This window comes from Streptococcus rupicaprae (assembly GCF_040545225.1).
Taxonomy (GTDB): domain Bacteria; phylum Bacillota; class Bacilli; order Lactobacillales; family Streptococcaceae; genus Streptococcus; species Streptococcus rupicaprae.
On record NZ_JBEPLO010000003.1, the window covers coordinates 17222 to 29326 of the forward strand.

A 12105-nucleotide genomic window follows, 5' to 3' on the forward strand; every position below is an offset into this window, starting at 1 on the left:
GTTTACCAAAAAGGCCTACGGGCTATATGAGCATCAACTAGATTTTATCTATTTTTTCCTTCGGCTAATCAAATGATTCACGCAAACCACTAGTAACGACTAGCTTGCCATCCACTGTGACGAGAATCCCTTCGATATGAGGGGCCTGTTCGATTTGTTGGAAGGCCTCTAAGCAGGATTTGCCAAAAAGTTTGGTTGTCCAAACCTCACAGTCCAAGGACGAGTCCGCCACAATGGTCAGACTAGCCATGTCAGAAGCAATCGGATAACCCGTCCGCTTATCAAAAATATGGTGGTAGCTCTTGCCATCAATCTCTAGTTTTCGCTCATAAATTCCTGACGTCACCACCGATTGTTCTGAGATAGTCAGAATCCCCAAATGATTACCACGGGGACTCTTTGGATCCTGAACCCCGATATACCAGAGACCGTTGTCTCGCTTAGGGTTTTGGCCTGTCACGAGAACATTGCCACCTAGGTTAATCATGGCAGAGCAGGCACCTTTTTCTACCAATTCAGCTAGAATCAAGTCTGCAAAATACCCCTTGGCCAAGGCTCCCAAATCAATTTTCATCCCAGCCTTGGCTAAAAAAACAGTCTGCTCAGCATCGTTCAAGACGATTCCTTCTGGATCTGTCAAGGCCAGCGCCCTTGCAATAGCATCTGCCTCTGGAATATTGGCATCCGAAAAGCCAATCCGCCAGGTCTGCACAACAGGTCCCAAGGCTATATTGAGATTGGAATCAGGCAAGAGACTCTCTTCCTTGCCTCTCTTAATCAAGTCGTAAAGGAGTTTTGGCACAGCAACAGCTCTTTCTCCAGCCGCCTGATTGACCATCCCTAAGTCAGAATCCGATCGATTGGCACTGAACATGAGCTCAAATGCTTCCAACCTCTCCTGAGCAAGATCAAGCAAACTTTCTGCCCCTTCAGCTTCAATCAGCAAATCAATGACAGTGCCCATCATTTTCCATCGTCTACTCGCCTGCATATGGATTTCCTCCTTCACTACTCCTTATTCTACACTAGAAAACTAAAAAAAGAAAGAAGCGAAGACCGTTTGACAAGATCTTCATCCTCTTTCATTCAGGCAATTATCCTTCGGTATGATTGGTCTTGGTCTGGTTGAGCCAAGCATAGGCCAGACCGATAAAGACTCCTCCGCCAATCCAGTTACCAAAGAAGACAACAATCCATTGGCGCATGACATTGATAAAATTAAAAGCTTCAACATTGCTGCGGATATGGTTAAAAGCAAGGAGCATAAAGGAAGCAAAGTTTGCCACCAAGTGCTCATTGATGAGGAAGACAAACATGAAAATAGCAGAGACAGCGATAAAGAACTTAGCTGATTCCTCTTTCAAGACCATGTAACCCATGATGGCCATGTTGACAAACATGTTGGCTGTAATGCCTTCGATAAAGTTTGCCCAGTCAGATTTTCCAAGTTTGATATTGACTGCTGTTACGACAAAACTTTTCTCATTAAGGTTCATAAAGGAGAAGGATTGGTTAAAAAGGTAAGCCAAGATAATAGCACCAACCAGGTTAAAGAAGGTACAGTAAAGCAAGATTTTCGTCGTCTTTGCCCAACTAATTTTCTTATAGTACGAACCAGCTGTCAGATACATCATATTAGACGTTGCCAATTCGCCATTAAAAATGAGCACAAAGCAAAGTCCGATAGAAAAGATAAAGGTAAAGACAAAACGGGCAAGGGACGGAAACTGACTTGCAATGACATCAGCTCCAATAATGCCGACAGCTGTCGACATGGTTAGGTAGGCACCAGCTAACATGGAACGCAGGGCATAACGCCCTAAACTCTCTTCAAACAAAGCTACCTTTTTACTGCAGGCAGCAGCTACTTTTTCTTCAAAAAATGACATCTATAATCTCCACAAAATGTTTCTATTCAACAAAGAAAGAGGCGGGTGAAGCCCACCTCTTAAATCTTTTTATACTTAACTCTCTGATGCACCTGAAATGGCATCTGTAACAGCAGCATCATTGGCTTCTTCTGAGGCACCTGAAGTCGCGTCTGCTCCGTGTGGTGCAGGTTTTCCACCAGGGATAACTGGTGCTGCTGAGCCACCAATCAAACGCTGACCAGTAGCTTCAAGATACCAATCCAACCACAGTTTGAAATTGAAGATAATTTCGTTGATACCTGCGTAGGAACCATCTGGATAGTACATAGCCTGATAGTTATGCGTGTTGATGATTTCTGGCGGTGTACCAGGTACGATGGTCCGAACGTACTCTTGGTTACCGTTACGAAGCGTTCCGATAACCCACTCCACGTTTTTCATACGGGCTGGTGGAAGGGAGCCATGAATGGTTCTCATACGGCTACCGACTTGTTCTTTTACCCGTTTACCAAGCATGGTTGAGGCTTCTTGGTGCTTGTTATTGTAGTAGAGGAACTGGTTATTATCATCAGCGTAGGTCAATTCAAACGGCATAGCGTTGAGGAACATGTCCAATTGATCTACCGTCAAGAGACCGTTGCTCAATTTGACATAGGTATTGCCTTCGACAGCATTGACTTGTGCAGCTGCCTTATCCAACCACTCTGGATCATCTGGGTCAATGCCTAGAATGGTTGTCGCGATTGGACGGCCACAGTCCAAATCTTCTGGCTCAATCGGCTTTGGTTTCTTCAATTGGGATACCACATCAACATATTTAACAAAGTTGTCAAAGCAGGTTTCAAGGAATTGAACTGTGGCAGGATTCGTGATATCGCCATTATCATCGAAGGCTTCTTTGGCCTTGCCAAGGAGAAATTCATTCCCTGGAAGGGTGTAAGCATTGACACCTGGAGCCTCTAAAATTTTACGTAAATGGACCTGGGCACGAGAAGTTCCTTGATCGTAATAAGATGCACCGACGATCATTACAGGTTTATTTTCGAGCGGATGGAGCTTGTAAGACAACCACTCCAGGGTGCTCTTGAGAGCAGGTGTAATGGTATGATTGTGCTCTGGTGTCGCAATGATGACACCATCTGCACGAGTGATTTTATTGTAAAGGTAACGCAGGGCAAAACAATCAGACTGATCCTCATCCTGATTGAACATCGGCACATCTTTGATCTCTAGGAGTTCAATTTCACACTTCACCTTAAAATATCTCTGCATAAATTGCAAGAGCATGCGGTTATAGGATTGCTCAGCATTTGAGCCAACGATTCCAACAAATTTCATCTCATCTCTCCTTAATCTAGGGTTTCCCAATCAAAATTTTCTGCTTCTTTTCTCAAAAGTGCTCTAGCATTGGATAATTTCTGAGTCATCTTGACAAATAGTCTAAAGTCATCAAAAATAGCGTCTAATTTCTGGCTGGTTTCGATATCATTGAGGCGACCGTCCTTAGCAAAGGCTTGCAAGGAATGCGACAAGAGAAACTCATCTGGTAAAACCGTTGCCTTGAGCTCAGGGGCGTTAAGGATTTGACGCAACTGCAACTGAGCACGTGAAGAACCTAGAGTCCCATAAGAAGCACCAGTAATCATCACTGGTTTGTTAAGCAAGGGGTAAACACCGTAAGAGAGCCAAGCCAAAGCATTCATCAGGACAGCAGGGATAGAATGGTCATATTCTGGTGTCCCAATGATAACCCCTTCGGCTTCGTCAATCTTGGCTACAAGTTCCTGAACAATGTCTGGTAATTCGCGGCTAGCAGGCTTGTCAAAAATCGGCAGGTCTTTAATTTCGACCAACTCGATTTCTGCCTTATCGGCCAAGTGCGCTTGCATATATTGTAACAACTGACGATTGGTTGACTTAGCTGAGTTAGTCCCGACAATTCCAATGAGTTTCATAGGCTTTCCCCTTAATGTTTTAGTTATCTTTACAAACTTATTATACTGCCATTCTCCTAAAATGTCAAACTAAAATCAGTGTTTTTGGAAAATGTCAAATGATATGCTTGGGTTATTTTTCACATTCTTTCTGAAAAACCTTGATAGTACCCAATCGCCATTAGTGAAACTTTGGACATCTTGGCAAGAAAAGAATTATCTGCTACAATTAACTTATCAGATTATCTAAAGGAACTTCTATGAAAAAACTTATTCTTCTTATTTGCGGTACCATCAGCCTCATCATCGGTCTATTAGGTATTCTATTACCTGTTGTCCCGACAACCCCACTTCTCCTATTAGCTGGTACCTGTTACGCCAAAAGCTCTGAGCGCTTTGAAAAATGGCTGAAACAGACCAAGGTTTACCAATTCTATGTTGCTGATTACGCTGAAACAAAATCGATTAGCAAGAAACGCAAAAAGCAGATTATTGTGCAAATTTACCTGCTAATGGCACTTTCGATTTACCTGGCCCCTCTTCTTCCTGTCAAGTTCGCCCTAGCAGCCTTGACCGTCTTTATAACCTATTACCTCTTTAAGGTGATACCTGATAAATAAAAACAAGGCAAAACCAAACTCTTTGAGCTTCTGGTCTTGCCTTATTTTTTATTTTGGAAGAGGAAGTGATTCTCAGAAATATCTGTCACAGCTCTCCCATCTGCATGCGATAATAGAAGCCTTTTTGGGCCATCAAGCTGGTATGGGTTCCCCACTCGATGATTTGACCAGCGACCATGACAAGAATCATGTCAGCTTTTTCAATGGTAGACAAACGATGAGCGATGATAAAGCTGGTTCTTCCTTCCATGAGCCGATCAAAGGCTTCCTGAACCAAACGTTCGGTCCTTGTGTCTATTGACGAAGTCGCTTCATCCAGGATTAAAATCCTAGGAGCCTTCAAGAAGACCCGGGCGATGGCTAAGAGCTGGGCTTGCCCTTGGGAAAGGCTACTGCCACCGTCTACCAGATAGGTATCATAGCCCTGTGGAAGCTGCTGAATAAAGAAGTCCGCATTGGCCTCTCGCGCTGCTTGCTCAACTGCCTCACGAGTCGCCAGCGGGTTACCATAGGCAATATTGTCATGGACGGTCGCTGCTTTTAGCCAAGTGTCTTGCAGGACCATGCCAATCTGATCTCTGAAACTTTCCTTGCTGTAATTGTTGATAGGTGTGCCATCCAAGGTAATCTGCCCACTATTAAGCTCGTAAAAGCGCATCAGAAGGTTGATCAGCGTTGATTTGCCAGCCCCTGTTGGACCGACGATAGCGACTTTGCTTCCAGCTGGAATCTCCAGACTAATGTCCTTTAATAGGATTCGATCTGGCTCATAACCAAAGGTCACTCGGTCAAAGGAAATCTGACCTGCCAAATCATCTGTGCCTAAGACCTCCTGCCCTTGGTCAACTGCCCTAGGACTATCGATAATCTCAAATAGCCGTTCTGCACAGGCTAAGGCGCTCTGCCATTCGGCAAAGACCGATGAAATGTCATTAAAGGGTTTGCTGTATTGGTTGGCGTAGTTGAGAAAGGTCGTCAACTGGCCGACAGTAAACTGCCCCTTCATAATCCTGAGAGCTCCTACTGCCGCTAAAAGAGCATAGATCAAGGCGTTGATACAGCGGGTTGCAGGGTTCACAGTCGAGGCATAGAAAATGGCCTCTTGACTGTTCTTGCTATAGGTCTGGTTGAGCGCTTTAAAGGTTTCTAGCTGTTGCTTCTGGGCACTCAAGGTCTGAATAAGACTGTGCTGTGCAATGCTTTCCTCCAAGACTTGCATCAATTCCCCACGTGATTTCGTCTGAGCCTGATAAAGCCTATAACTCCGCTGAGCAATAAATTTAGCAATGATCAAGGACACAGGCGTCAGTACGATGACTAAGAGGACCATAAAAAGATCCAACCTTGCCATGCTAATAACTGTCAACAAGATGGTCAGCACACCGACAAAGAGTTGGTTGAAGACCATTAAAAGGCCGTTGGTCAACTGTTCACTGTCTGAAGTCACTCGGCTGACCAGGTCACCGACAGATTGCCTGTCCAAGTAAGAAAAGGGAAGCTGGTGCAGGTGAGTGAGCACCTTTTGCCTCAAATCAGCGATAGCCCCATAGACCAGGCGATTATAGGCTAGAGGAAGCAACCACTGAAGTAGGGTATTCCCCAAAATAACCAGGGCCATCTGAGCAAGCAAGCCAACAATCACGCTCAATGCATTAGGGAGAAGAACACTGTCCAGGAGACGGCCGATCAAAACTGGCAGATAGACTGTCAAACCGACCTGAACTAGGGTACCTATGAGGACCAGGCCTAGGACAAGTTTCTTTTTGGTCAGCAGGCTCAGAAGACGGGACAAAATAGAGGAGTTTTGTTGAAATCTCATCACAGGCCACCTCCTTCCTCAGCGTGCTGGGACAGATGAATGCTACGGTAAATAGCACATTCTTGCATCAGGTGCTCATGATTGCCCAAACCGACTTGCTTGCCTTTTTCTAAGACCAAGATAGTATCCGCTGCCTGAAGACTTCTCGTACGTTGCGATACTATGATCAGGGTTTGTGAACCTGCTCGCTCCGTCAAGGCGGCCAATAATCTCGCCTCCGTCAAGTAGTCCAAGGCCGACGTGGCATCATCCAAAATCAAATATGGCGTTCGTCTCAACAAGCCCCTAGCGATTGTTAAGCGTTGGCGCTGACCACCTGAAAAATTCCGCCCAAAAGCTGAAACCTTGGCGTCTAGACCGCCCTCTTTTTCACGGATAAAATCACTAGCCTGAGCTGTTTCTAAAGCTTGCCACAAGTCGCTTTCTTGGTAGTCCTCTGGTGACAAGCCCATCAAAAGGTTTTCACGGATGGTCCCTTTAAATAATTGAGCTTTTTGAGGAACCACAGCTACCCAATTACGCCAAGTCTGTAAATCTGGAACAGGCTGCCCCTTATAAGTCAGACTGAATTTTCCCTGACTAGGACTTCTTAAACCAGACAACAGCTGCACAAGCGTCGTCTTACCTGATCCTGTCCCACCGATAATCCCTAAAAATCCCCCTTGTTCTAAATCAATGGAGATACCTTCAAGGGCTGGTGCTGATGCTCCTGGATAGGTGAAACTAAGGCCCTTGACTGTCACAGCCTGCTTATCAGGGAGGCTTCCCAAGCCTAAAGGCGCTTCTAACTCCTCCTCATCAGCCTCAAAAACAGCCTGCACCCGTTTGGCGGAGATGTAGGATTGGTTAAGATTGGTCACTAGGGTTGCTGCCTTTAGCAGCTCTGTCAAGATTTGCAGAAGGTAATTGACTAGAGCAATCAGCATCCCTTGGCTGAGTCTGTCCTGGTTGACCAGATGACTACCCTGCCACATAAGGCCCAAAAGGCTGAGATTGACAACCAGGTAGGTCAGGGGAGCTAAGGCTGCTGACCATGCTCCCAAGGTTAATTGACGATTGGTATAAAGCTGATTTTCATTGATAAAACCTGCTTCCTCCATCTGTCTTTGCCCGAAAGCACGCACCACTCGCATCCCTGTCACTTGTTCTCTGGTCAAGGAGACTAGGCCTTCCATGGTCTTTCGAGTCCTTTGATAGAGAGGAGCTGTCACACGGCTAATGGCAAAAACCAGACCGACCAGAAGCATTACCATGCCCAAAAACCAGCCTGCCACGTGCGGACTAATGCGCACAGCCATCAGAATGGCTCCCACAACAATAATCGGAGCTCTCAGAAACAGGCGCAAGAAAAGATTGATTCCTGTCTGAATTTGGAAGGTATCTGCTGACAGACGTGTCAGGAGAGAAGCTTCTCCCAACCGATCTTTTTCTGATTGTGGCAACTGCAAGACCTTGGCAAAGAGAGCATTCGTCAAGGCATTGGTATAGCCGACAGCTGCCTTAGCCGAGACATGTTGCGCCACAATGGCTACAAGTGCCCCACAAGCGGCTAATAGAAACAGGTAAAAAACAAGAAGAACCAAACCGCCTTGATCCTTCTTGGGAATAATCTGGTCTATCAGACTGGCCATGATCAGAGGTACGGTCAACTCAAATCCTGCTTCCAGCAACTTGAAAGTTGGCCCTAAAAATGCCTCTTTCACATACCCTTTAAAATAGATTCTCAGTTCCTTCATCTACTCAGCATCCAAAGCCTGAGTCGCTGTGATGATGGTCAATTTATAAACATCGTCTGCATTACAGCCGCGAGACAGATCGTTCACTGGTCTGTTCAGGCCTTGCAGGATTGGGCCGACCGCTGAATAACCTCCCAAACGTTCAGCAATCTTGTAACCAATGTTACCAGACTGAATTTCTGGGAAGATAAAGACTGTTGCTTTACCAGCGACATTGCTGTTTGGTGCCTTAATTTCGGCAACAGCTGGATCAATGGCAGAGTCGAACTGCAACTCACCGTCCAAGGCAATATCCGGACGTAGGGTTTTGGCGATAGTCGTCGCTTCTGCTACACGATCTACGTCTGGACTGCTACCACTTCCCTTGGTTGAGAAGCTCAACATCGCGACACGTGGGTCAATGCCAAACAACTTGGCTGTATCTGCCGTCTCGATGGCGATTTCTGCCAAGGTCTGTGCATCTGGGTTGATATTGATGGCACAGTCACCAAACATCAAACGAGAGTGATCTGACTCACGCACCATCAAGAAAGCACCTGATGTCCGTGACACACCTGGTTTTGTTTTAATAATCTGAAGGGCTGGACGAACAGTATCTGCGGTAGAGTGAATGGCACCAGAAACCATCCCCTGGGCGTAGCCCATATAGACCAGCATCACGCCAAAATAGTTCACATCTTTGAGCAACTCACGCGCCTGTGCCTCATCAACCTTCCCTTGACGGCGAGCGACCAAGGCAGCGACCATTTCTTCCATATCATAATCTTTAGGGTCAATGATTTCATAACCAGATGTCACACCTTCAATTTCTAGATAGGCAGAAATCTTATTGACATTCCCTAAAATAACTGGAACAACTAATTTTTCCTTAACTAAGTTCTTAACCGCTTGAAGAATACGAGGTTCTTCCCCTTCTGGAAGGACAATTTTGACCTCTTTATTCACTAAACGGGACTTCATATTGTTAAAGATTTGCATGAGAAACTCCTTTTAATTTACTTGGAACCATTCTTCAAAGATCAAGGTCTTGGCTAGCGAGCTAAGAGTGCTCCCAGAAGCAAGTACCAATCTATGAATAATAGCCCTTAATATATCTATTATACTCCTTTTTCCTCCAAAAGTGTTAAAACAGCTCGGAAATCTTGTGGCAATGAACTGTTTAAGCTGATTTGTTTCCCTTTGAAGGGATGAAAAAAGCTTAGATGGTGGCAATGGAGGGCTTGCCGATTTATGCCATCTGCCAAACTGCCACCGTACAGATCGTCCCCTAAAAGTGGCAATCCCAAGTGGCTAAAATGAACCCGAATCTGGTGGGTGCGTCCTGTCAGCAGACGAATATCCACTAGATGAATTCCTCCTTCATAGGAAGTTAAGCGCTCATATGCAGTGTGGGCGTATTTGCCAGAAGGATGGACACAGCGCGTTATAATAGAAGCCTTATCACGCGCAATTGGTGCGATGATGTCTCCTTGATCCTCTAAGAGAGCATCTCCCTTAACCAGAGCCATATAGCGCTTTTGAATCTGTTTTTTCTGTAGTTGCTTGTCCAGACGGGCATGCGCATAACCGTGTTTGGCAAAGAGCATCAAGCCACTCGTGTCCTTGTCTAGGCGCGTGACGATGTGGACCTGCTGGTTTTCATAATGTTGCTTGACATAGTAGGCCTTGACAAAATTGGCGATGGTGTTAGAGTGTAAGACGCTTGGTATAGAGGCCACACCAGCCGGCTTATCAATGACCATAAAATGCTCATCCTCATAAACAATCTGCAGAGGTTTTTCTACCGCCTGCAGATTTTCAAAGGCTTTTTCAGCTGGGATATCGATGGTCACCCTATCCCCGATGTCGAGAAGATAGATGGCATTTTGAGGCTGATCGTTAACTAGAATATTGCCACCAGCAAACTTAATCTTGGCAAGGAGCGCCTTAGACACCTCATGTTTTTTGAGAAAGGTCTTTACCTTGACGTGCTCATCTGCAATAAATTCAAACCTCATGATTCCACATCTCCAATAAAGGCGTCCTTGACCCGCTCCCAGAAACTGGTATGCCTTGGTGTGGCTACAAAGTGAATCTTGGCCTGATCGATTTGGAAACCGACTGCTTCGATATTGTCAAAAACATAGGTTTTATTATCAACAGAAAGGCTATAGCGGTCATTGTGTTTGGGCAGGATAGCAATCTTATCCTTCTTAGGAATCACGACAGAGGACCCTAACGTCCGATAGACCCGATTGTTGAGACTAGCAATTTCTGCTAGCTGCAGGGCCTCAATAGTTGGATGCAGAACTGCACCTCCTAGGGATTTATTGTAGGCTGTTGATCCTGTCGGGGTAGAGATAGACAAGCCATCGCCTCTAAATTGTTCAAAATGGACTTGATTGATCATGACATCGGCCACCATGGTCTTGGAAAAGCGTTTCAAAGTAGCTTCATTTAGCGCCCGATAGACTAACTTATCTCCATTTTTTTGCTGCAAAATCACCCGCAAAACAGGGTATGAAACCCGTGCACCGGTGTCCATCTTGAGGTTTTCAATCAACTCCTCCACCTCATAGTCCCGATAATCCGTATAGAACCCCAAGTGGCCCGTGTGAACACCGACAAACCGAACCGTGTTCAAAAGATGCTCGTACTTGTGAAAGGCTGATAGGAGCATGCCATCGCCTCCAATCGAAATCACGATATCGGGTTGCTTGCTGGTCAGGATAAAACCAGCCTCTTTCAAGCCTGTAAATAATTGCTCATAAACGGCCTCGCTTTTAGGATTGCGACTGGCCATCATGGCAATCCGTTTTCTACCTGTATACTTCGTCTGTGTCATCACTATTTCCTACACCATCATGTAAGGTCGGATAGACAGGATCAAAGAGCAATTGTGCCTCCTGAATATCGTCCCGAATTTTTCCCATTTCCTCGTCTAGCTGATTGGCTATTCGGGCCGTTAACTCCAAGCGCTCTTTGATTTCCTGAGGAAATTCTCCCCGATACTTGTAATTCAAAGAATGCTCAATGGTCGCCCAAAAATTCATGGCCAAGGTCCGGATTTGAATCTCCGCTAAAATCGTCTTCCTCCCAGAAATGGTCTCCACAGGATACTCAACAATCACATGGTAACTCCGATAACCACTGGGCTTTTTGTAATTGATATAGTCACGTTCTTGGACAACAGTCATATCCTTGCGCTGACGGATGAGCTCAATGACCTCTTTGACGTCATCAACAAACTGCACCATGACCCGAACACCTGCGATATCTGGAACCTCTGTCTCCATGTCTTCCATGGCAATCCCACGAAGTTCCATTTTTTCTAAGATACTCTCCACCGATTTGACACGTCCTGTGACAAATTCAATCGGGGAATGTTTGTTTTGCTTACGGTATTGCTTGCGAATGCCCCGCAATTTGATTTTGAGTTCTCCAACTGCCTGAATATAAGGATCCAAAAAATCTTCCCAGTTCATGATCATTTCCAGCCTTGTCTTTTCTTGCTTTTTGAGATAAAATATCTTCAATGTGCCTATTATAACATAAAATAAAAGGAAACGGACATGAAACAAATAGAAATCGAATACAAGACCCTTCTTGACCGAACTGAGTTCGACCAACTCACAGAAACCTTCTCCCATGTGCCCGTCTTCAAGCAGACCAATTACTATTTTGATAGACCAGACCGGGCCTTGCGTCAGGCCAAGCTTTCCCTCAGGATTCGGACCCTAGTAGACCGAGCGGAATTAACCCTTAAAATTCCACAAGACATCGGCAATCTGGAGCATAATCTAGACCTCAGCCTCCAAGAAGCCAGAGCCATGATCGCCGACAATCGTCTCACAGCCAATCGCTTAACTCAACTCTTGATCGACCGTGGTTTTGACCTGTCTCAAATCGGTTGCCTGGGCTCTCTTACCACCTACCGCAGAGAAGTTGCTCTTCCTATCGGTCTTTTAGCCCTTGATGAAAACCATTATGCTGGACAAGTGGATTACGAGCTAGAGCTTGAGGTTACGGACCCTGAAGCAGGCAAGCAAGCTTTCCACGACTTTTTAAAAGAGCAGCAGATTGACTTTAAATATGCTAAATCCAAGGTCGTTCGTTTTCTGAAGACCCTAGAATAAGCTCTGAGGG

12 protein-coding genes are annotated in these 12105 nt (G+C 45.4%); 2 read left to right on the forward strand and 10 right to left on the reverse strand.

From position 1 onward, the window contains the following. Positions 1-64 precede the first annotated feature (64 nt). The 4 genes from ABID29_RS01760 to ABID29_RS01775 all read right to left on the reverse strand — a co-directional run bounded on the left by ABID29_RS01760 (position 65) and on the right by ABID29_RS01775 (position 3826). Entirely contained in the window at positions 65-991 is a 927-nt protein-coding gene (locus tag ABID29_RS01760; RefSeq protein ID WP_354363985.1) for an FAD:protein FMN transferase, read from the reverse strand. Between the two features lie 103 nt (positions 992-1094). Next, positions 1095-1889, reverse strand: coding sequence for a formate/nitrite transporter family protein (locus tag ABID29_RS01765; protein ID WP_354363986.1), 795 nt, complete (start codon positions 1887-1889; stop codon positions 1095-1097). Positions 1890-1964: 75 nt separating this feature from the next. Next, a complete protein-coding gene (locus ABID29_RS01770) occupies positions 1965-3209 on the reverse strand; it encodes an NAD(P)H-dependent oxidoreductase (protein WP_354363988.1) in 1245 nt (414 codons plus the stop codon). Positions 3210-3220: 11 nt separating this feature from the next. Continuing rightward, on the reverse strand, positions 3221-3826 hold the full coding sequence (locus ABID29_RS01775; protein ID WP_354363989.1) for an NADPH-dependent FMN reductase: 606 nt from the start codon (positions 3824-3826) through the stop codon (positions 3221-3223). A 239-nt stretch (positions 3827-4065) separates the two neighbouring features. Here ABID29_RS01775 and ABID29_RS01780 point away from each other — a divergent pair, with 239 nt between their 5' ends. Beyond that, entirely contained in the window at positions 4066-4425 is a 360-nt protein-coding gene (locus ABID29_RS01780; RefSeq protein ID WP_354363990.1) for a YbaN family protein, read from the forward strand. An 85-nt stretch (positions 4426-4510) separates the two neighbouring features. Here ABID29_RS01780 and ABID29_RS01785 read toward each other — a convergent pair whose 3' ends face one another. The 6 genes from ABID29_RS01785 to ABID29_RS01810 all read right to left on the reverse strand — a co-directional run bounded on the left by ABID29_RS01785 (position 4511) and on the right by ABID29_RS01810 (position 11450). Beyond that, the gene (locus ABID29_RS01785) at positions 4511-6244 is read right to left on the reverse strand and encodes an ABC transporter ATP-binding protein (RefSeq protein ID WP_354363991.1); all 1734 of its coding nucleotides are present in this window, start codon (positions 6242-6244) and stop codon (positions 4511-4513) included. Next, a complete protein-coding gene (locus ABID29_RS01790; RefSeq protein ID WP_354363992.1) occupies positions 6244-7980 on the reverse strand; it encodes an ABC transporter ATP-binding protein in 1737 nt (578 codons plus the stop codon). The genes ABID29_RS01785 and ABID29_RS01790 overlap by 1 nt, the downstream gene beginning before the upstream one ends. Further along, positions 7981-8958 (reverse strand): phosphate acetyltransferase, encoded by a 978-nt coding sequence (pta, locus tag ABID29_RS01795; RefSeq protein ID WP_354363994.1) that lies wholly within the window; start codon positions 8956-8958, stop codon positions 7981-7983. Between the two features lie 119 nt (positions 8959-9077). Further along, entirely contained in the window at positions 9078-9977 is a 900-nt protein-coding gene (locus tag ABID29_RS01800) for an RluA family pseudouridine synthase (RefSeq protein ID WP_354363995.1), read from the reverse strand. After that, a complete protein-coding gene (locus tag ABID29_RS01805) occupies positions 9974-10804 on the reverse strand; it encodes an NAD kinase (protein ID WP_354363997.1) in 831 nt (276 codons plus the stop codon). The genes ABID29_RS01800 and ABID29_RS01805 overlap by 4 nt, the downstream gene beginning before the upstream one ends. Further along, positions 10779-11450: a GTP pyrophosphokinase gene (locus ABID29_RS01810; protein ID WP_354363998.1), complete on the reverse strand. Its 672-nt coding sequence runs from the start codon at positions 11448-11450 to the stop codon at positions 10779-10781. The genes ABID29_RS01805 and ABID29_RS01810 overlap by 26 nt, the downstream gene beginning before the upstream one ends. Before the next feature lie 81 nt (positions 11451-11531). On the opposite strand from ABID29_RS01810, the gene ABID29_RS01815 reads away from it, so the two are divergent. Next, positions 11532-12095 carry a CYTH domain-containing protein gene (locus tag ABID29_RS01815; RefSeq protein ID WP_354363999.1) on the forward strand — a complete coding sequence of 188 codons (564 nt, stop codon included), beginning with the start codon at positions 11532-11534 and terminating at the stop codon, positions 12093-12095. Positions 12096-12105 lie beyond the last annotated feature (10 nt).

Bases quoted from the DNA above. Each gene is read 5' to 3' on its own strand.
- ABID29_RS01780 (WP_354363990.1), top strand. From the start codon at position 4,066: ATGAAAAAACTTATTCTTCTTATTTGCGGTACCATCAGCCTCATCATC.
- ABID29_RS01775 (WP_354363989.1), bottom strand. From the start codon at position 3,826: ATGAAACTCATTGGAATTGTCGGGACTAACTCAGCTAAGTCAACCAAT.
- ABID29_RS01790 (WP_354363992.1), bottom strand. From the start codon at position 7,980: ATGAAGGAACTGAGAATCTATTTTAAAGGGTATGTGAAAGAGGCATTT.
- ABID29_RS01810 (WP_354363998.1), bottom strand. From the start codon at position 11,450: ATGATCATGAACTGGGAAGATTTTTTGGATCCTTATATTCAGGCAGTT.
- pta (WP_354363994.1), bottom strand. From the start codon at position 8,958: ATGCAAATCTTTAACAATATGAAGTCCCGTTTAGTGAATAAAGAGGTC.
- ABID29_RS01760 (WP_354363985.1), bottom strand. From the start codon at position 991: ATGCAGGCGAGTAGACGATGGAAAATGATGGGCACTGTCATTGATTTG.
- ABID29_RS01800 (WP_354363995.1), bottom strand. From the start codon at position 9,977: ATGAGGTTTGAATTTATTGCAGATGAGCACGTCAAGGTAAAGACCTTT.
- ABID29_RS01805 (WP_354363997.1), bottom strand. From the start codon at position 10,804: ATGACACAGACGAAGTATACAGGTAGAAAACGGATTGCCATGATGGCC.
- ABID29_RS01815 (WP_354363999.1), top strand. From the start codon at position 11,532: ATGAAACAAATAGAAATCGAATACAAGACCCTTCTTGACCGAACTGAG.
- ABID29_RS01770 (WP_354363988.1), bottom strand. From the start codon at position 3,209: ATGAAATTTGTTGGAATCGTTGGCTCAAATGCTGAGCAATCCTATAAC.
- ABID29_RS01765 (WP_354363986.1), bottom strand. From the start codon at position 1,889: ATGTCATTTTTTGAAGAAAAAGTAGCTGCTGCCTGCAGTAAAAAGGTA.
- ABID29_RS01785 (WP_354363991.1), bottom strand. From the start codon at position 6,244: ATGAGATTTCAACAAAACTCCTCTATTTTGTCCCGTCTTCTGAGCCTG.